The organism is Streptomyces sp. NBC_01235 (genome assembly GCF_035989285.1).
Classification (GTDB): domain Bacteria; phylum Actinomycetota; class Actinomycetes; order Streptomycetales; family Streptomycetaceae; genus Streptomyces.
The window spans coordinates 2,728,677-2,748,203 of record NZ_CP108513.1; the positions used below are offsets into that span (position 1 = coordinate 2,728,677).

Sequence of the window (19,527 nt, forward strand, 5' to 3'; positions counted from 1 at the left end):
CTGTCTTTACAGGTACTGTCCGGTGTTCGCCACCGTGTCGATGGAGCGTCCGGTGTCCGCGCCCTGCTTTCCGGTGATGAGGGTACGGATGTAGACGATCCGTTCGCCCTTCTTTCCGGAGATCCGGGCCCAGTCGTCGGGGTTGGTGGTGTTGGGCAGGTCCTCATTCTCCTTGAACTCGTCCACGCATGCCTGGAGGAGGTGGGAGACGCGCAGGCCCTTCTGGTTGTGGTCGAGGAAGTCCTTGATGGCCATTTTCTTGGCGCGGCCGACGATGTTTTCGATCATTGCGCCGGAGTTGAAGTCCTTGAAGTAGAGGACTTCCTTGTCGCCGTTGGCGTAGGTGACTTCCAGGAAGCGGTTTTCCTCGGATTCGGCGTACATGTGTTCCACTGCCGTCTGGATCATGCTCTGGACGGTGGTGGTCTTGTCGCCGCCGTGTTCGCCCACGTCCTCGGAGTGCAGGGGGAGGCGTTCGGTGAGGTACTTCTGGAAGATGTCCTTGGCAGCTTCGGCGTCCGGGCGCTCGATCTTGATCTTCACGTCGAGGCGGCCGGGGCGCAGGATGGCGGGGTCGATCATGTCCTCGCGGTTGGAGGCGCCGATGACGACCACGTTCTGCAGGCCTTCGACGCCGTCGATCTCGGCGAGAAGCTGCGGGACGATGGTGTTCTCCACGTCCGAGCTGACGCCGGAGCCGCGGGTGCGGAAGAGGGATTCCATCTCGTCGAAGAAGACGATGACGGGGGTGCCCTCGGAGGCCTTCTCCCTGGCTCGCTGGAAGACGAGGCGGATCTGGCGCTCGGTCTCGCCGACGTACTTGTTGAGGAGCTCGGGGCCCTTGATGTTGAGGAAGAAGCTCTTGCCGGTGGCCTGGCCGGTGACTTCGGCAACCTTTTTGGCCAGCGAGTTGGCGACGGCCTTGGCGATGAGCGTCTTGCCGCATCCGGGGGGCCCGTAGAGCAGGACGCCCTTGGGTGGGCGGAGCTCGTGCTCCTTGAAGAGGTCGGGGTAGAGGTAGGGGAGCTCGACGGCGTCGCGGATCATCTCGATCTGTCCGCCGAGGCCACCGATCTGCTCGTAGCCGATGTCGGGGACCTCTTCGAGGACGAGTTCCTCGACCTCGCTCTTGGGGACGATCTCGTAGACGTAGCCGGAGCGGGGTTCGAGCAGGAGGGCGTCGCCGGGGCGGATGGTGACGTCCAGCAGCGGCTCGGCGAGCCTGACCACCCGTTCCTCGTCGGTGTGCCCGAGCACGAGGGCTCGTTCGCCGTCCTCGAGGATCTCCTTGAGGGTGACGATGTCCCCGACGCGCTCGTACTCCATGGCCTCGACCACGTTGAGCGCTTCGTTGAGCATGACTTCCTGGCCGCGTCGGAGCTCGTCGAGCTCGACGCTGGGGCTGACGTTCACGCGGAGTTTGCGGCCTCCGGTGAAGATGTCGGCCGTGCCGTCCTCGTTCGCCGTGAGGAAGACACCGAAGCCGGCCGGCGGCTGTGCGAGCCGGTCGACTTCTTCCTTGAGGGCCACGATCTGGTCGCGGGCCTCACGGAGTGTGTTGGCGAGTCGCTCGTTCTGGGCGGACACGCCGGCCAGGTTGGTCTGCAGCTCGACGATCCGCTCTTCGAGAATCCTCGTGTGTCGCGGAGAGTCGGCGAGCTTGCGTCGCAGGACGGCGATCTCCTGCTCAAGGTAGGCAATCTGCCCGGACGGGTCGTCGGACCCTCGTCCCGGGCGGATGCCGCGGTTCATGTCGTCGTCGTGGGCTGCCACGGTCCTCACCTCCTCCAAGGGGAGCTGGACGCTTCCAGACCCTACCTGGGTGGGTGTCGATTGAAACCCCTAGATCACAAAGACTGTCGGGGTGTGTCCGATCTTCACCCTTGCGCTCTCCCTCACGCCAGGGGAATACCCACCGAACATGATTGGGAAGCGGCCGAGGGTAGGGTCGAAGTGTTCAACACCCGTCAGAGCCTGCATCGTTCCCTTGCGGCTCGACAGTAAACGGCAGGAGTTATGGGCGTGCAGCAGGAGGCCGGTGCAGGCGGCGAGGCGCTGGAGGTCTGGATCGATCAGGATCTCTGTACCGGTGACGGGATCTGCGCTCAGTACGCGCCGGAGGTGTTCGAGCTGGACATCGACGGTCTGGCTTATGTCAAGAGCGCGGACGACGAGCTTCTGCAGGCCAAGGGGGCCACGGCGCCGGTGCCGTTGCCGCTGTTGACCGACGTGGTGGACTCGGCGCGGGAGTGTCCGGGCGACTGTATTCATGTGCGGCGAGTTTCGGACAGGGTCGAGGTCTTCGGTCCGGACGCGGAGTGAGTGACCGGGTGCGCGCTGTGACGACTGTCTGATTTCTCACAGAGCCGGTGGCTGATTTCAGACGCTGTGGGCGCCGGCGGGCGTCGACCGGATGAACGTGTTGTCCTTCCACTGCCACTTGGCGCTGTCCTTCAGGTCGGGGCAGCAACTGGGTACGTCCGCCGTGGAGTAGCCGAGGAGTGTGGCGAGGACGGCTCCGTCGGTGACGGACAGGCTCGTGACGGTGGTGCGGTCCTTGGGGTCGACGAGGGTGGCGACCACGCGGGCGTGGGTGCGGTCGGCGCTGTGGGTGAGGACGTAGACGCCGTCGGGCGGGGTACCCATGGCGGCGTCGCAGTGAACGACGACGACGGTTTCGGGGGTGCCGTCGCCATCGAGGTCGCCGGTGGCTTTCTTGACCACGAGGGCCTGTACGGGGCCGCATTCGAGGGGGAAGTCGACGCCGGTGGTGGCGGGGGCCGTGGTGGTGGCGGGTTTGGCGTCGGTGCCGGTGGCCTGGGCGGCGGTCGCGGGTTTGGGTTGCAGGAGCGAGGAGAGCGCGATGACGCCGGCGAGGGCGGTGGCGGTCGCGACCCAGTGGATCGGCCGGGCGTGGGTGTGTGCCAGTTCCGGGACGGCGGAGTGCTGCACTAGGAGTGTCTCCTGTGGTGGCTGTGCCGGTGGGGGTGGGGGATTGGCCAGCATCGTGCCACACGTCACAGGGTGGGGGAACGGCGGGGTGCGGGATATCGGACGTCGGGGTGGGGCGTGAGGGCGGGTGTCAACGGGAAGGCGCCGTGGTCGAGTTCCGGGTGTGTCGCGGGAACTCGACCACGGCGCCTTGTCGTTGGGCGTGGTGCGGGGGCCGGGTCAGCGGCCGCTGCCTCCGTCGGCGTTGGGGCCGGCGTAGTCGTCGCCGTAGGCGCCCTTGGCGGGGCGGCGTCGGCGCATGGGGGGCTCGACGCCGTCGGCGAGGCGGCGGGCGGTGAGGAGGAAGCCGGTGTGGCCGATCATGCGGTGGTCGGGTCGGACGGCGAGGCCCTCGATGTGCCAGTTGCGGATCATCGTTTCCCAGGCGGTCGGCTCGTTGAAGGAGCCGATCTCGCGGATGGACTCGACAGTCCGGGCGAGCTGGGTGGTGGTCGCGACGTAGCAGCAGAGGATGCCGCCGGGGACGAGTGCCTTGGAGACGGCCTCGAGGCATTCCCAGGGGGCGAGCATGTCGAGGATGACGCGGTCGACGTCGGTGTCGCTCAGGTTGTCCTGGAGGTCGCCGACGGTGAGCTGCCAGGCGGGGTGCGGGCCGCCGAAGTAGCGCTCGACGTTCTGCTGCGCGATCTCGGCGAAGTCCTCGCGGCGCTCGTAGCTGTGCAGCATGCCCTGGTCGCCGATGGCGCGCAGCAGGAAGCTGCTGAGCGAGCCCGAGCCGACGCCGGCTTCGACGACGCGTGCGCCGGGGAAGATGTCGGCGAAGGCGAGGATCTGCCCCGCGTCCTTCGGGTAGACGACGGCGGCCCCGCGGGGCATGGACAGGACGTAGTCGGGGAGCAGGGGGCGCAGCGCGAGGTAGGCGACGTTCCCGGTGGTGCGGACAACGCTGCCCTCGGGTGCGCCGATCAGTTCGTCGTGCGGGAAGGAACCCTTGTGGGTGTGGAAGTTCTTCCCGGCTTCGAGCGTGAACGTGTAGTGGCGGCCCTTGGGGTCGGTCAGCTGAACCTGGTCCCCGACCTTGAAGGGCCCGCGCCTGCGGGCGGCACCGGTCGGTTCGGACATGTGAACAGCCTACCGGGGTTTGCCGGGGCCGCCGACCACTGCGTGGGCCCGGCTAGGACGGCCTGGCCATGGCTTTGACGAAGGCGCGCTCGACGTCGGCGGCGGACAGGACGCCGAAGATCTCGCCGGTCTCCTCGACGACGAGGTACTCGGTGGCCGGGGTGGCGCGCAGGACGTCGAGGAGGTCCTCGCCGGCGAGTTCCGCGGAGACGCGCATGCCGTCGGTGAGGTCCTGGGCGAGGCCGCTGACGGCGACCCAGGGGCGGCGGTGTTCTGGTACGCCGACGATGGCGGCCTCGCGGACGAGGGAGAGGGGTTCGCCGTGGGCGTCGACGACGACGAGGGCGCGGGCGCCGGCGTCGTTGGCGCGGCGCAGGGCTTCGGAGAGGGGGGTGTCGGTCTCCACGGGGACGGCGCGGCGGGTGAGGGTGCGGGCGCGCAGTTCGGGGAGGTGTTCGCGCAGGCGGGCCATGCGCAGGCTGTTGCCGGCGCCGGTCCAGATGATGGCGGCGAGGATGGCGGCGAGCAGGGCGTCGGTGACGGTGTCCATGCCGACGCTGTCCTCGGCGCTGGAGCCGAGGGCGCCGGTCTGGGTGAGGAGGGGGAGGCCGATGAGGACGGAGACGGCGAGGGCGCGGCCGACCCAGGCGGCGGCGATGGTGCCGCTCATGGGTTTGCCGGTGATCTTCCAGACGACGGCGCGGAGCATGCGGCCGCCGTCGAGAGGGAGGCCGGGGAGGAGGTTGAAGACCGCCACGATGAGGTTGGAGATCATCAGGCCGGCCAGCAGGACGCCGGGGACGGTGCCGGGTTCGACGGGCTGCATGGCGAGGTAGAAGAGGCCGGAGAGGGCGAGGGAGAGCAGCGGGCCGACGAAGGCCAGCCAGAACTCGCGGCCGGGGGTCTCGGCTTCCTTCTCGATCTCGGAGACGCCGCCGAAGAACTGGAGCTGGATACGGCGGACCGGGAGTTTGAAGCGGAGGGCGGCGATGGTGTGGGCGAGTTCGTGGATGAGTACGGAGGCGTAGAAGGCGACGGCGAAGAAGAGGGAGACCAGGTAGCGGGCGGCGCCGAGTTCGGGGAGGACGCGGTCGAGCTGGCCGCCGAAGACCCAGGTGATGAGGGCGGCCACGAGGAACCAGCTGGGAGCGACGTAGACCGGTACGCCGAAGGGACGGCCCATGAGGAGGCCGCCGCGGGGCTGCTCCGGGGGCCGCGGAGGCGGAGGGCCCTTGGGAAGGGTCGGGGTGGGGGGTACGGGTCGTCCGGCCTCGTCTTCGGCTTCGGCCGGTGCCTTGTTCCCACCCGCATCACCGGTACCACCGGTACTGCTCGTACCACCGGAACCACCGGTACCACCCGTGCCGCTTTCGTCGTCGGGTGTGGGCTCGCTCGGCTCCGCCGTGGCGGTGGGCTCGTGCTCGGCGGAGGGCTCCCCCGACGCCTCTCCGGTCCTCGGGCCGTTCTCGGGCTCCCGTGCGACCGGGGTCTGTGCGAGGTCGGCGGCCGGGGACGCAGGTGTGGCGGGGTGCTCGGCCGACTGTTCGCTGTCCGGCCGCGGCCGCCCGCTCCCGCCGCTTTCCACCACGGTGTCCCCTCGATCGAAGCGTCTCCCGCTCGTGCCGGGCGGGAGGGTCTGGGACCGATGGTATGCGGCGGTCGCGACGCGTTCCGCCCCGGCACCCCCCGTGTTTCCCAGCTCGTCGCCGCTGTTCGGGGTGTGGTGGGGCGCGCGGCTGGGTGACTGTCAGTGGTGGGCCGTATGGTCTGGGGCATGGAGAGCAGCAGCGAGAACGTCGTCCCGGCGGGCGACGGAGGTGTGGTGGAGGATTCGGCGGGGGCGGCCGTGCCGGAGGCGGTGGCGGCGGCGGTCGCCGTGGCGCCCGCCTCGCTGTCTCCCTCGCGGGCCGGCGATTTCATGCAGTGCCCGCTGCTGTACCGGTTCCGGGTGATCGACCGGCTGCCGGAGAAGCCGAGCCCGGCCGCGACGAAGGGGACGCTGGTGCACGCGGTCCTGGAGCGGTTGTTCGACGCTCCGGCGGCCGAGCGGACCGCGCCGCGGGCCAAGTCGCTCGTTCCGGGCCAGTGGGACCGGCTGCGGGAGACGCGGCCGGAGGTCGGGGAGCTGTTCGCCGACGATCCGGAGGGTGAGCGGCTCGCGGGCTGGCTGGCGGAGGCGGAGGGGCTGGTGGAGCGCTGGTTCACGCTGGAGGATCCGACGCGGCTGGAGCCCGCCGAGCGGGAGCTGTTCGTCGAGGCTGAGCTGGAGTCGGGGCTGCGGTTGCGCGGGATCATCGACCGGGTCGATGTGGCGCCCACCGGTGAGGTGCGGATCGTCGACTACAAGACGGGCAAGGCTCCCCGGGCGGAGTATGCCGAGAGTGCGCTGTTCCAGATGAAGTTCTACGCCCTGGTGGTGTGGCGGCTGAAGAACGTGATTCCGCGGCGGCTCCAACTCGTCTATCTCGGCAGTGGGGATGTGCTGACCTACGATCCCGTCCTCGCCGATCTGGAGCGGGTCGAGCGCAAGTTGCTCGCGCTGTGGGAGGCGATCCGGCTGGCGACGCAGACGGGTGAGTGGCGGCCGCGGCCGACCAAGTTGTGCGGCTGGTGCGACCACCAGGCGCACTGTCCGGAGTTCGGGGGCACTCCCCCGCCGTATCCGCTTCCGGTGACGCTGCCGGTGAGGGCGGCCGAGTCCGAGGGCGGGGCGCAGGGCAGAATGGGGCCGGGCTAGAGAAGGAGACTTACGTGGCCGTCCGCGTCCTACTGGTCGATGACCAGCCGCTGCTGCGCACGGGCTTCCGGATGATTCTGGAGGCCGAGCAGGACATCGCGGTCGTCGGCGAGGCCGGAGACGGCCTGCAGGCGCTCGATCAAGTGCGGGCTTTGCAGCCCGACGTGGTGCTGATGGACATCCGTATGCCGCGGATGGACGGGGTGGAGGCGACCCGGCAGATCACCGGTCCGGGGCGGGACGGTCCGGCGAAGGTGCTGGTGCTGACGACCTTCGATCTCGATGAGTACGTGGTGGAGGCGCTGCGGGCCGGGGCCAGCGGGTTCCTGCTGAAGGACGCGCCGGCCAACGAGCTGGTGCAGGCGATCCGGGTGGTTGCGGCCGGTGAGGCCATGCTGGCGCCGAGCATCACGCGTCGGCTGCTGGACAAGTACGCCACGCATCTGCCGTCGGGCGACGAGCCGGTGCCGGACACGCTGCACACCCTCACCGACCGTGAGGTGGAGGTGCTGAAGCTGGTGGCGCGGGGGCTGTCGAACGCGGAGATCGCCGCCGACCTGTTCGTCAGCGAGACGACGGTGAAGACGCATGTGGGGCATGTGCTGACGAAGCTGGGGCTGCGCGACCGGGTGCAGGCCGCGGTGTACGCGTACGAGAGCGGTCTGGTGCGTCCCGGCGCGCAGTAGGCCACGGTACGGAGCAGGGCGCCCCTCCTGGTGGGAGGGGCGCCCTGTTGCGTACGGCTGTCAGCCCTTGCTGAGTTCCCAGAAGCGGAACACCGTGGAGGCGTCCAGGCAGTTCTCCAGACCGTAGACGTTCTCGCCGACGACCGCGTACTGCTTGGCCTGCCAGATGGGCAGGACGGGCAGTTGTTCGGCGACGAGGTCCTGGATCTCGGCGAAGTCCGTGCTGGTGGCGGTGCGGTCGCTCTGGGCGGCGGTGCGCGGGACGAGCGTGCCGGTGATGGCGTTGTTGGTGTAGTTGTTGCCGAGCACGTTGCCCTTGCCGAAGAAGGGCGAGGTGAAGTTGTCGGCGTCCGGGTAGTCGGGCACCCAGCCCTTGACGTAGACGCCGTACTTGCCGGCGGCGATGTCCTTCTCGTACCTGTCGTAGGCGACGGACTTGACGTCGGCGTCGAACAGGCCGCTGGCGTTGAGCTGGGCCGCGATGGCCGTCAGTTCCTGGTCGGTGGCGGGGCCGTAGCGGGACGGGGTGGACCAGAGGGTGAGCTTCACCTTGCCGGTGATGCCCTCGTCGGCGAGCGCGGCGGCGGCCTTGGCCTGGGAGGGGCGGGCCCCGTAGCGGTCGAAGAAGGCGGTGTTGTGGCCCGTGATGCCGGCCGGGACGATCGAGTAGAGGGGGTCGGCGGTCCCCTGGTAGACGTCCTTGATGAGGGCTTCGCGGTCGATCAGGTGGGCGATGGCCTGGCGGACGCCGAGCTTTCCGGCGACGGGGTCGGCCATGTTGAAGACGAGGTGCTGGACCTCGGCGCTGCTGCCCTCGACGACCTCGGCGCCCGCGTTGTCGGTGCTCTGCTGGATGTCGGAGATGTCGGCGGCGGTGAGGCCCCGGTAGGCGATGTCGACGTCGCCGTCGAGCAGGGCCTGCTTGAGGCCCTTCTGGTCGCCGCTGAAGAACTTCAGGGTGACGCCGGTGTTCTGGGCGTCGCCGGCGGTTCCCCGGTAGTTCTCGTTGACGGAGAAGACGGCCTCGTCGTCACCGAAGGAGTCCAGCTTGTAGGGGCCGGAGCCGACGGCGCCGCCGTCCTCGCGCAGGGCGTCGGCGTCGTACTCCTTGTGGTCGACGATGGAGCCGGCACCCGAGGCGATCTTGCTGGGGAAGGTGGCGTCGGCGACCTTCAGGTTGAAGACGACGGTCTTGGCGTCAGGTGTCTCGACCTTGTCGAGCATGGGGAACATGATCGCCGGGCCGGCGTCGTTATTGATCTTCAGCATGCGGTCGAAGGAGAACTTGACGTCCTCGGAGGTGAGCGCGTCGCCGTTGCTGAACTTCAGGCCGTCCTTCAGGGTGCACGTGTAGACCTGGGTCAACGCGTCGGTGAAGGAGCACTCCTTGGCCGCGTCCGGCTCGGGTTCCGTGCCGCCCTTGGGGAAACTCAGCAGTGACTGGAAGACGTTGTTGAACAACAGCCAGGAGCCGGGGTCGTAGCCGGAGGCGGGGTCCGTGGCGAGGACGTCGTCGGACGTCCCCAGGACCACGGAGGGGGCATCGCCTCCGGAACCCCCGCTCTGGGTGCCGCAGCCGGTCAACAGGCCGGAGGCCAGTCCCGCCACGATCGGCAGGACCGGCCACTGGTTGCGCATGTTCACGAAGTGCCTTTGTCGTCGGTTCTCGTCACACCGGGGCCGCCGTCCCGGGCCCCGGACCGTCTGGAGCTCGGTCAGTTGCTGGTGCCTCGGCCGAGCTCCCACAGCTGCAGGGTCGCAGAGGAGTTCAGTGCGTAGGCCGTGCCCGTGACGTCGTTGTTGGCGGCGACGTACTGCTTGCCCTGCCACAGCGGCAGGATCGGAACGTCCCTGGCGACGGTGTCCTGGATCTTCGTCAGGCTCTCGGCGGCGCTGAGGCGGTCGGCCTCGCGGCGGGAGGCCGGGATCAGGTCGTTGATGATGTCGCTGTTGGCGTACGGCGACTTGAGGAAGTTGTCCTTGTCGAGGAACGGCGCGACGAAGTTGTCGGCGTCGGGGAAGTCGGGGAACCAGCCCATGCCGTAGACGGCGTACTCGCCCTTGCGCTCGGCCGGGACGAACGTGTCCCAGCTGGTGCCCTTGATGGTGACGTCGAACAGGCCGCTGTCGTTCAGCTGCTTCTGCAGCGTCTCGAACTCCTGCTTGGTGGCCGGGCCGTAGTGGTCGGTCGTGTAGTTCAGCGTCAGCTTCACCGGGGTGGTGATGTCCGCGTCGGCCAGCAGGGCCTTGGCCTTGCCGACGTTCGGGTCGCCGTAGATGTTGAAGAACGAGTTGGAGTGGCCCGTGAGCGTCGCCGGCACCAGCGAGTAGAGGGGCTCGGCCTGGGAGCCGTACACCTTGGAGATGAGCTCGCCGCGGTTGATGACCTGGGCCATCGCCTGGCGCACGGCCTTGGACTTGACCGTCGGGGCGGTGGTGTTGAAGGCCAGGTAGCGGATCTCGAGGCCGCTGAGTTCGACCATGTCGATGTCCCCGCTGGCGGAGCCCTCGGAGAGCTTCTGGATCTGCGCCGGCGACATGGTGCGGGTCATGAGGTCGATGTCGCCCTTTTCGAGGGCGGTTCCCATGGCGTCGGCGTCCTTGTAGGAGACCATGTCGACCTCGTCGTTGTTCACCTTCAGCGTCCCCTTGTAGTTGGGGTTCTTGGTGAACACGGCCTTGGTCATCTCGTCGCCGTCGGTCTCGGCCTTGAGGATGTAGGGGCCGGAGCCGTCGACCGCGAAGCCGTCGCGCAGCTTGCCCTTCTCGTAGTCGTCGGGGTTGACGATGCCGGCGACCGGGGTCGACAGCTTGAAGGGGAAAGTGGCGTCGGCGGTCTTGAGGTGGAAGATGACTTCGTTGTCGCCCTGCGTTTCGATGGTGTCGATGGTGGACAGCAGGGCGAACACGTCGGAGTCGGCCTTGATGGCGCGGGCACGCTCGATGGAGAACTTGACGTCCTCCGCGGTGATGGCGTCGCCGTTGGCGAACTTCAGTCCGCTGCGCAGCTTGCAGGCGTAGCGCTCGTTGCCGCTGTCGGTGAAGCTACAGCTCTGGGCCGCCTCCGGGACGGGGTCGCCCTCGCCCTTGGGCTGGATCATCAGGGTCTGCACGGTCTGGCGCAGGATGTTCCAGGTGCCGACGTCGTAGGAGTACGCCGGGTCGAGCGGCGCCGGGGCGTCCTTGGTGACGGTGAACCGGTCGGTGGTGCCGACGACGATGGCGTCGCCGCCGCCGCTCCCGCTGTCGGACGCGCCGCAGGCGGCGAGCACGGGCGCGAGAAGACCGACCACGGCCGGCAGCACCAAAGTCTTGCGGTTCATGCTCGAGTTTCTCCAGAGCTGTCGGTCCGTGTATCCGGCATGCAGGGGTGTCGCGGCGGATCACGGGGTTAGGGCGATGTTCTCGCGACGAGATTAGTCCGCACCAGCACGAGGGTTCGCGGCCACCGGAGTTGAAAGCCCATCACGCAGCGAAACCGGCCGCGGACACGCTGAACAACCGTCAGCGGAAGGATTCGTACAGTGAATAACCAATCGGGACACAAGGACGCCCCCGGGCCCGTCGAACGGGGCCTGGATGCACACGGAGAGTCATCTGTCGACCCCCGGCCGGGTGGGGAACGTCACATGTTTGACGGGGTTGAGGTGGGCTGGAATTCGACCATCGCGGAGGCGCCGATGGAGATCCGAATTCCCCCGCACGCACACCCGCCGAATTCCTTGTTATCGGCGGTGCACGCTGGGTGAACACTCTCTCGCATTTCCGTCATCGACCGCTCTCCAATGATCGTCGTGGCGATCATCGGAGCGGCATCAGGCCACGCAGAAAAGACAGGTCGACCTGTTCCAGCGAGGGGACGACGGTGCGTCGCGCGGACGGCGCGATGGGTGCCACGGAGGGCACGGCGACCACGTGGCAGCCCGCCGCCTCCGCCGAGGCGACCCCGGTCGCGGTGTCCTCGACGACGGCGCATCTGACCGGGTCCACACCCAGTCCTGCGGCGGCGAACAGGTAGGGGTCCGGGTACGGCTTGGTGCGCGGGACCTCGTCGCCGGCCACGCTCAGCCGGAAGAACTCGGCGCCGAGCGAGGTGAGGACGCGGTCGATGATGCGCCGGTGGGAGGCGGAGACGAGGGCCGTGGGGACCTCGTGCTCGGCCAGTTCGGCCAGCAGCCGGGCGGCTCCCGGCATCAGGGGCAGGGCGCGGGTGATGCGGTCCTCGAACCCCTCGTTGAGCAGGACGGTCAGGTCGCCGAGGGTGATGTCGGCCCCGGTCGCCTCGATCAGGAACCCGGCACTGCGGCTCATCGGACCGCCGACCACCACATGGCGCCAGGAGTCGTCGAGGGTGTGACCGAGTCCGGCGAAGATGTCGACCTCGACGTCCCACCAGAAGCCCTCGGTGTCCACCAGGGTGCCGTCCATGTCGAGGAACACGGCCTGCAGGGCTGAGCCCTCGGCCGTGCGGGTTACTGGCGCGGGAACCGTGCTGGTCATCCACGTACCTCCTTGAGGGACGAGCAGGCCGGTTCCCGCTGGGGAACCGGCCTGCAGTGGACCGACCAGTGTACGACTTATCCGATCAGTGTGCTCAGTGGCACGCCTGGCACCGCGCGTACGTCACGGTGCGGGGGGTCACCGCGCGTTGAAGTACTTCGCCTCGGGGTGGTGGATCACGATGGCGTCCGTGGACTGCTCGGGGTGGAGCTGGAACTCCTCGGACAGGTGGACGCCGATCCGCTCGGGCCGCAGCAGTTCGGCGATCTTGGCGCGGTCCTCCAGGTCGGGGCAGGCGCCGTAGCCGAGGGAGAAGCGGGCGCCGCGGTACTTCAGGGCGAACATGTCCTCGATGTCGGCCGGGTCCTCGCCGGAGAAGCCGAGTTCGGAACGCACGCGCGCGTGCCAGTACTCGGCGAGGGCCTCCGCCAACTGCACGGACAGGCCGTGCAGTTCGAGGTAGTCGCGGTAGGAGTTCGACTCGAAGAGCTTGGCGGTCTCCTCGCCGATGCGGGAGCCGACGGTGACGACCTGGAGGCCCACGACGTCCGTCTCCCCCGACTCCTCCGGGCGGAAGAAGTCGGCCAGGCACAGGCGGCGGCCGCGGCGCTGGCGGGGGAAGGTGAAACGGGTGCGTTCGTTGCCCTGTTCGTCCAGGATGATCAGATCGTCGTCCTTGGACACGCAGGGGAAGTAGCCGTAGACGACGGCGGCTTCGAGGAGGTTGTCGGTCTGGAGCTTGTCCAGCAGGCCGCGCAGCCGGGGCCGGCCCTCGGTCTCGACGAGTTCCTCGTAGGTCGGTCCGTCGCCGGCGCGGGCCTGCTTCAGGCCCCACTGGCCCTTGAAGAGGGCGCCCTCGTCGAGCCAGGAGGCGTACTCCTTGAGCTGGATGCCCTTGATGACGCGGGTGCCGTCGAACGGCGCCTTGGGGACCGGGTTGTCGGTGGCGACGTCGGAGCGGACGTGGCCCTCCTCCGGGCGTTCCTCGACCTCTACGGCGGCCGTGCTCGCGCGGACCCGGCGCTGCCTCAGTTCGGGCAGCTTCGCGCCGGGCACGCCGCGCTTGACGCCGATGAGGGCGTCCATGAGGCGCAGTCCTTCGAAGGCGTCGCGGGCGTAGCGCACCTCGCCCTCGTAGATCTCGTGCAGGTCCTGTTCGACGTAGGCCCTGGTCAGGGCGGCGCCACCGAGGATGACGGGGTAGTTCGCCGCGAGGCCACGCTGGTTGAGCTCCTCCAGGTTCTCCTTCATGATCACCGTGGACTTGACCAGGAGGCCGGACATGCCGATGACGTCGGCGCGGTGCTCGGCGGCGGCGTCCAGGATCGCGGAGACGGGCTGCTTGATGCCGAGGTTGACGACGTTGTAGCCGTTGTTGGACAGGATGATGTCGACGAGGTTCTTGCCGATGTCGTGGACGTCGCCGCGGACGGTGGCCAGCACGATGGTGCCCTTGCCGTCGTCGTCGGTCTTCTCCATGTGCGGTTCGAGGTAGGCCACGGCGGTCTTCATGACCTCGGCGGACTGCAGGACGAACGGCAGCTGCATCTGGCCGGAGCCGAACAGCTCGCCGACGACCTTCATGCCGTCCAGCAGGGTCTCGTTGACGATGTCGAGGGCCGGGCGGCTCTGCAGTGCCTCGTCGAGGTCGGCCTCCAGGCCGTTGCGCTCGCCGTCGATGATGCGGCGCTTGAGGCGCTCCTCCAGCGGCAGCGCGGCGAGTTCCTCCGCCCTGCCCGCCTTGAGGGACTTCGCCGTGGCGCCCTCGAAGAGCTGCATGAGCTTCTGGAGCGGGTCGTAGCCCTCGGCGCGGCGGTCGTGGATGAGGTCGAGGGCCGTCTGGACCTCTTCCTCGCTGAAGCGGGCGATCGGCAGGATCTTCGACGCGTGGACGATCGCGGAGTCCAGGCCCGCCTTGACGCACTCGTCGAGGAAGACGGAGTTGAGCAGGATGCGGGCGGCCGGGTTGAGGCCGAAGGAGATGTTCGACAGCCCCAGCGTGGTCTGGACGTCGGGGTGGCGGCGCTTGAGCTGGCGGATCGCCTCGATGGTGGCGACGCCGTCGCCCCGGGACTCCTCCTGACCGGTACAGATGGTGAAGGTCAGGGTGTCGATGAGGATGTCCTCCTCGCGGATGCCCCAGTTCCCGGTGAGGTCGTCGATGAGCCGTTCGGCGATCTCGACCTTCTTCTCGGGGGTACGGGCCTGGCCCTCCTCGTCGATGGTGAGGGCGATCAGCGCGGCGCCGTGCTCCTGGGCCAGCTTGGTGACCTTGGCGAAGCGGGACTCGGGGCCGTCGCCGTCCTCGTAGTTCACGGAGTTGATGACCGCGCGGCCACCGAGCTTCTCCAGGCCGGCCCGGATGACGTCGACCTCGGTGGAGTCCAGGACGATCGGCAGGGTGGAGGCGGTGGCGAAGCGGCCGGCGAGTTGCTCCATGTCAGCGACGCCGTCGCGGCCTACGTAGTCCACGCACAGGTCCAGCAGGTGCGCGCCCTCGCGGATCTGCTCGCGGGCCATCTCGACGCAGTCGTCCCAGCGGCCGGCCAGCATGGCCTCGCGGAACTTCTTGGAACCGTTGGCGTTGGTGCGCTCGCCGATGGCGAGGTAGGAGGTGTCCTGGCGGAAGGGGACCGACTGGTAGAGGGAGGCGGCGCCGGCCTCGGGGCGCGGGGTGCGCTCGACGGGGGTCAGGTCGCGGACGCGTTCGACGACCTGGCGCAGGTGCTCGGGGGTGGTGCCGCAGCAGCCGCCGACCAGGGACAGGCCGTAGTCGCGGACGAAGTTCTCCTGCGCGTCGGCGAGCTCCGGAGCGCTCAGCGGGTAGGACGCTCCGTCCTTGCCCAGCACGGGCAGGCCCGCGTTCGGCATACAGGCCAGCGGGATACGCGCGTTGCGGGCCAGGTAGCGAAGGTGCTCGCTCATCTCGGCCGGGCCGGTGGCGCAGTTCATGCCGATCATGTCGATCCCGAGCGGCTCCAGCGCCGTCAGGGCCGCGCCGATCTCCGAGCCGAGCAACATCGTGCCGGTCGTCTCGACGGTCACGGAGACGATCAGCGGCACGTCCAGGCCGGCCAGCTCCCGGGCGCGGTGGGCGCCCAGTACGGCGGCCTTGGTCTGGAGCAGATCCTGGGTGGTCTCGACGATGAGCGCGTCGGCACCGCCGGTGATGAGGCCCTCGGCGTTCTGCTGATAGGCGTCGCGCAGCGTGGTGAAGCCGATGTGGCCGAGGGTGGGCAGCTTGGTGCCGGGGCCGATCGAGCCCAGCACCCAGCGGGTGCGTCCGTCGCGGGCGGCGAAGGCGTCGGCGGTCTCACGGGCGATGCGGGCGCCCGCCTCGGACAGCTCGCACACCCGTTCGGGGATGTCGTACTCGACCATGGCGGAGTGGTTTGCGCCGAACGTGTTGGTCTCGACGCAGTCCACGCCCGCGGCGAAGTACTCCTCGTGCACGGAGCGGACGATGTCCGGCCGGGTGATGTTGAGGATCTCGTTGCAGCCCTCGAGGTTCTCGAAGTCCTCGAGGGTGGGCTCCTGGGCCTGGAGCATGGTGCCCATGGCTCCGTCGGCCACCACCACACGGCTGGCCAGGGCCTCTCGGAGCGCGGACACACGGGTCCGGCTGTCGGCGGAAGGGGTCGGCGGCACAGAGGCCATGAAAGGGCTCCCTCAGATGCGACGGCTGTCGGCTTTGCGTCACCTCAGGATGCGTGCCGAACGGCTTCCCGAGGAGAGCGCACGCCGTCAGGGTAGCCGGGACGGAGGCCTTATGGTCAGGGGCGTCCACGGGGCGGACGAGCGTGGCGGGCGAACCGGAATCCCACCACAGTCGTGCGACGGGCGCGCCACTCCGGGGAGACGAGTGACGCAACACGTATCGACCGACCATTAGCGAGAGGTCGGCATGGACCGGTAGTGTTCGACATTGCCGAACGGCGGTAGCAGCTACCGCGCGAGGTCGGTCGAAGGGGACGGAGGCAGGACGGCGATGGCACGGAACATCCAGTCGGTCGAACGTGCGGCCGCGATGCTGCGGCTGCTCGCCGGCGGCGAGCGGCGCCTGGGCCTGTCGGACATCGCCTCGTCCACGGGCCTGGCCAAGGCCACCGCACACGGCATCCTGCGCACCCTCCAGCAGGAGGGCTTCGTCGAGCAGGACGACGCCTCCGGGCGCTACCAGCTGGGCGCCGAGCTGCTGCGCCTGGGCACCACCTACCTGGACGTGCACGAGCTACGCGCGCGTGCCCTGGTATGGACGGACGACCTGGCCCGCTCCAGCGGCGAGAGCGTCCACCTGGGTGTGCTGCACCAGCAGGGCGTGCTGATCGTGCACCACGTCTTCCGGCCCGACGACAGCCGCCAGGTGCTGGAGATCGGGGCCATGCAGCCGTTGCACTCCACCGCCCTGGGCAAGGTGCTGTCGGCCTACGACCCGGTCGCGCACAGCGAGGCCCTGGAGGCCGAGCGCAAGCCCTTCACGGACCGCACGGTGTGCGAGTGGGAGGCCTTCGAGCACATCCTCGACCTCACGCGCGCGCGTGGGTACGCGGCCGACGTGGAGGAGACCTGGGAGGGCGTGGCCTCCATCGCGGCACCCATCCACGACCGGCGGCGCATGCCCGTCGGCGCGGTCGGCATCACGGGGGCCGTGGAACGGCTGGGCCGCGACGGCGAGCTGCGCCCCGAGCTGATCGCGGCGGTGCGGGACTGCGCCCGCGCGGTGTCGCGGGACCTGGGCGCCGGGCGCTTCTGAGCGGCCCACCACGTCCGAGAAGTACACAAGAGGGCCGGGACGGCAGGACGCCGCTCCTGGCCTGTGCCATACGCCGAAACGGCCCGCTACACGGACAAACAGGGCGAGAGTATGCGCACCGACGCGAAGATCGATAACTCGCATCGATCAATAACGATCGTGTTTTCGATAACAGCACTCTTGACGCACACGTAACACCGGGGCAAGACTCCCGTCCATCGGTCGGCATTGTCGAACACCTGACGGCAATCACGCTAGAGTGTGACAACGCCAGAGGCCGGCATCGCTCTCACCCCCGAGGGCGCTCGAACCCCCGGCGGGACCCGGGGTTCGGCTTCCCTGGACGAAGGACAAAGGAGTCGCGGGTGTCCAGCTCCGACATCTTCATCGGCGAGACCATCGGTACCGCCATACTCATCCTGCTCGGCGGTGGCGTCTGCGCCGCCGTCACGCTGAAGGCCTCCAAGGCCCGCAACGCCGGCTGGCTCGCCATCACCTTCGGGTGGGGTTTCGCCGTTCTGACGGCCGTCTACACCTCGGCGCCCCTCTCCGGCGCCCACCTCAACCCGGCGGTCACCCTCGCACTCGCGATCAAGGACGACGACTGGAGCAACGTTCCGGTCTACTGGGCCGGGCAGCTGCTCGGTGCCGCCATCGGCGCCACCCTGGTCTGGGTCGCCTACTACGGCCAGTTCCACGCGCACCTCACCGACAAGGAGATCGTCGGCGGTCCGGGCGCGCAGTCCACGAACGTCAAGGCCGTCGAGGCGCAGGAACAGGGCGCCGGTCCGGTCCTGGGCATCTTCTCCACCGGCCCGGAGATCCGCGTCGCCTGGCAGAACCTGGCCACGGAGATCATCGGCACCATCGTGCTGGTGCTGGCCGTCCTCACGCAGGGCCTCAACGACAAGGGCAACGGCCTCGGCAACCTGGGTGCGCTGATCACCGCGCTCGTGGTCGTCTCGATCGGTCTCTCCCTCGGTGGCCCGACCGGCTACGCGATCAACCCGGCCCGCGACCTCGGCCCGCGCATCGTGCACGCCCTCCTGCCCCTGCCCAACAAGGGCGGCTCCGACTGGAGCTACGCCTGGATCCCGGTGGTCGGTCCGCTGATCGGCGGCGCGATCGCTGCAGGCATCTACAACGTCGCTTTTGCTTAAGAGCACCAGCCACACCGTGTAGTCAGCAGCGCCGTACAGACAGCCCCCAACCACGGAAACCCCAGGAGCACACAGTGACCGACGCGCACACCGCCGGCCCGTTCATCGCAGCCATCGACCAGGGCACCACCTCTTCCCGCTGCATCGTCTTCGACCGGGACGGCCGGATCGTCTCCGTCGACCAGAAGGAGCACGAGCAGATCTTCCCGAAGCCGGGCTGGGTCGAGCACAACGCCAACGAGATCTGGACCAACGTCCAGGAAGTCGTCGCCGGAGCCATCGAGAAGGCCGGCATCACGCGGGACGACATCAAGGCCATCGGCATCACCAACCAGCGTGAGACCACGCTGCTGTGGGACAAGAACACCGGTGAGCCCGTCCACAACGCCATCGTCTGGCAGGACACCCGCACCGACGCGCTCTGCAAGGAGCTCGGCCGCAACGTCGGCCAGGACCGCTTCCGCCGCGAGACGGGCCTCCCTCTCGCCTCCTACTTCGCCGGCCCGAAGGCGCGTTGGCTGCTCGACAACGTCGAGGGCCTGCGTGAGCGCGCCGAGGCGGGCGACATCCTCTTCGGCACGATGGACAGCTGGGTCATCTGGAACCTGACGGGCGGTGTGAACGGCGGCCACCACGTCACCGACGTCACCAACGCCTCCCGCACCATGCTGATGAACCTGCACACGCTGGAGTGGGACGAGAAGATCGCCGAGTCCATCGGCGTCCCGCTGGCGATGCTGCCCGAGATCCGCTCCTCCGCCGAGGTGTACGGCGAGGTCACCGGCGGCAAGCTGGGCGACCTGCTCGGCGGCATCCCGGTCGCCTCCGCGCTCGGCGACCAGCAGGCGGCCCTGTTCGGCCAGACCTGTTTCGCCGAGGGCGAGGCCAAGTCGACGTACGGCACCGGCACGTTCATGCTGCTGAACACCGGCGAGAAGATCATCAACTCGTACTCGGGCCTGCTGACCACCGTCGGCTACCGCATCGGGAACGACAAGCCGGTCTACGCCCTCGAGGGCTCGATCGCCGTCACCGGTTCGCTGGTGCAGTGGATGCGCGACCAGATGGGCCTGATCTCCACCGCCGCCGAGATCGAGACGCTCGCGCTCTCCGTCGAGGACAACGGCGGCGCCTACTTCGTGCCGGCCTTCTCCGGTCTGTTCGCCCCGTACTGGCGCTCCGACGCCCGGGGTGTGATCGCCGGCCTGACCCGGTACGTCACCAAGGCGCACCTGGCGCGCGCCGTCCTGGAGGCCACTGCCTGGCAGACCCGTGAGATCACCGACGCCATGACGAAGGACTCCGGCGTCGAGCTCGCGGCCCTCAAGGTCGACGGCGGCATGACCTCCAACAACCTGCTGATGCAGACCCTCTCGGACTTCCTGGACGCCCCCGTGGTGCGCCCGATGGTCGCCGAGACCACCTGCCTCGGCGCCGCCTACGCCGCCGGTCTCGCCGTCGGCTTCTGGACCAGCACCGACGACCTGCGCGCCAACTGGCGCCGGGCCGCCGAGTGGACCCCCCGCATGGACGCGGACGCCCGCGACCGTGAGTACAAGAGCTGGCTCAAGGCCGTGGAGCGGACCATGGGCTGGATCGAAGACGAAAACTGACGAG

Annotated in this window: 14 protein-coding genes; 6 read left to right on the plus strand and 8 right to left on the minus strand. The window is 68.7% G+C overall.

All coding sequences use genetic code 11. From position 1 onward, the window contains the following. Nucleotides 1–6: 6 nt before the first annotated feature. On the minus strand, nt 7–1,773 hold the full coding sequence (arc, locus tag OG289_RS11745; RefSeq protein WP_327313949.1) for a proteasome ATPase: 1,767 nt from the start codon (nt 1,771–1,773) through the stop codon (nt 7–9). A 243-nt stretch (nt 1,774–2,016) separates the two neighbouring features. On the opposite strand from arc, the gene OG289_RS11750 reads away from it, so the two are divergent. Beyond that, the gene (locus OG289_RS11750; protein ID WP_327313950.1) at nt 2,017–2,322 is read left to right on the plus strand and encodes a ferredoxin; all 306 of its coding nucleotides are present in this window, start codon (nt 2,017–2,019) and stop codon (nt 2,320–2,322) included. 57 nt (nt 2,323–2,379) lie between these two features. Here the strand turns inward: OG289_RS11750 and OG289_RS11755 are convergent, their stop codons facing one another. From OG289_RS11755 to OG289_RS11765, 3 genes are all read right to left on the minus strand, one after another. Then, nucleotides 2,380–2,952, minus strand: a complete 573-nt coding sequence (locus tag OG289_RS11755) for a hypothetical protein (protein ID WP_327313951.1) — start codon at nt 2,950–2,952, stop codon at nt 2,380–2,382. 219 nt (nt 2,953–3,171) lie between these two features. Next, a complete protein-coding gene (locus OG289_RS11760) occupies nt 3,172–4,074 on the minus strand; it encodes a tRNA (adenine-N1)-methyltransferase (RefSeq protein WP_327313952.1) in 903 nt (300 codons plus the stop codon). A gap of 52 nt (nt 4,075–4,126) precedes the next feature. Then, nucleotides 4,127–5,662, minus strand: a complete 1,536-nt coding sequence (locus OG289_RS11765; RefSeq protein WP_327313953.1) for a site-2 protease family protein — start codon at nt 5,660–5,662, stop codon at nt 4,127–4,129. A gap of 186 nt (nt 5,663–5,848) precedes the next feature. Here OG289_RS11765 and OG289_RS11770 point away from each other — a divergent pair, with 186 nt between their 5' ends. Both OG289_RS11770 and OG289_RS11775 read left to right on the plus strand, forming a co-directional pair. Next, the gene (locus tag OG289_RS11770) at nt 5,849–6,811 is read left to right on the plus strand and encodes a RecB family exonuclease (RefSeq protein ID WP_327313954.1); all 963 of its coding nucleotides are present in this window, start codon (nt 5,849–5,851) and stop codon (nt 6,809–6,811) included. A gap of 14 nt (nt 6,812–6,825) precedes the next feature. Continuing rightward, nucleotides 6,826–7,497, plus strand: a complete 672-nt coding sequence (locus OG289_RS11775; RefSeq protein ID WP_030381534.1) for a response regulator — start codon at nt 6,826–6,828, stop codon at nt 7,495–7,497. 60 nt (nt 7,498–7,557) lie between these two features. On the opposite strand, the gene OG289_RS11780 is transcribed toward OG289_RS11775, so the two are convergent. From OG289_RS11780 to metH, 4 genes are all read right to left on the minus strand, one after another. After that, on the minus strand, nt 7,558–9,141 hold the full coding sequence (locus OG289_RS11780) for an ABC transporter substrate-binding protein (RefSeq protein ID WP_327313955.1): 1,584 nt from the start codon (nt 9,139–9,141) through the stop codon (nt 7,558–7,560). Between the two features lie 71 nt (nt 9,142–9,212). Beyond that, entirely contained in the window at nt 9,213–10,820 is a 1,608-nt protein-coding gene (locus OG289_RS11785) for an ABC transporter substrate-binding protein (protein WP_327313956.1), read from the minus strand. Nucleotides 10,821–11,298: 478 nt separating this feature from the next. After that, nucleotides 11,299–11,997, minus strand: coding sequence for an HAD family hydrolase (locus OG289_RS11790; protein ID WP_327313957.1), 699 nt, complete (start codon nt 11,995–11,997; stop codon nt 11,299–11,301). Nucleotides 11,998–12,135: 138 nt separating this feature from the next. Next, a complete protein-coding gene (gene metH, locus OG289_RS11795; RefSeq protein ID WP_327313958.1) occupies nt 12,136–15,654 on the minus strand; it encodes a methionine synthase in 3,519 nt (1,172 codons plus the stop codon). Nucleotides 15,655–15,985: 331 nt separating this feature from the next. Between metH and OG289_RS11800 the strand changes: the two genes are divergently transcribed. From OG289_RS11800 to glpK, 3 genes are all read left to right on the plus strand, one after another. After that, nucleotides 15,986–16,750, plus strand: a complete 765-nt coding sequence (locus OG289_RS11800; protein WP_327313959.1) for an IclR family transcriptional regulator — start codon at nt 15,986–15,988, stop codon at nt 16,748–16,750. Between the two features lie 365 nt (nt 16,751–17,115). Further along, nucleotides 17,116–17,910, plus strand: a complete 795-nt coding sequence (locus OG289_RS11805) for an MIP/aquaporin family protein (RefSeq protein WP_327313960.1) — start codon at nt 17,116–17,118, stop codon at nt 17,908–17,910. 74 nt (nt 17,911–17,984) lie between these two features. Then, nucleotides 17,985–19,523 (plus strand): glycerol kinase GlpK, encoded by a 1,539-nt coding sequence (glpK, locus tag OG289_RS11810; RefSeq protein WP_327313961.1) that lies wholly within the window; start codon nt 17,985–17,987, stop codon nt 19,521–19,523. Nucleotides 19,524–19,527: the final 4 nt, after the last annotated feature.

Excerpts from the sequence above, each read along its gene's own strand:
- OG289_RS11750 (WP_327313950.1), top strand. The coding sequence starts at position 2,017 with ATGGGCGTGCAGCAGGAGGCCGGTGCAGGCGGCGAGGCGCTGGAGGTC.
- OG289_RS11760 (WP_327313952.1), bottom strand. The coding sequence starts at position 4,074 with ATGTCCGAACCGACCGGTGCCGCCCGCAGGCGCGGGCCCTTCAAGGTC.
- OG289_RS11770 (WP_327313954.1), top strand. The coding sequence starts at position 5,849 with ATGGAGAGCAGCAGCGAGAACGTCGTCCCGGCGGGCGACGGAGGTGTG.
- OG289_RS11785 (WP_327313956.1), bottom strand. The coding sequence starts at position 10,820 with ATGAACCGCAAGACTTTGGTGCTGCCGGCCGTGGTCGGTCTTCTCGCG.
- OG289_RS11790 (WP_327313957.1), bottom strand. The coding sequence starts at position 11,997 with ATGACCAGCACGGTTCCCGCGCCAGTAACCCGCACGGCCGAGGGCTCA.
- metH (WP_327313958.1), bottom strand. The coding sequence starts at position 15,654 with ATGGCCTCTGTGCCGCCGACCCCTTCCGCCGACAGCCGGACCCGTGTG.
- OG289_RS11800 (WP_327313959.1), top strand. The coding sequence starts at position 15,986 with ATGGCACGGAACATCCAGTCGGTCGAACGTGCGGCCGCGATGCTGCGG.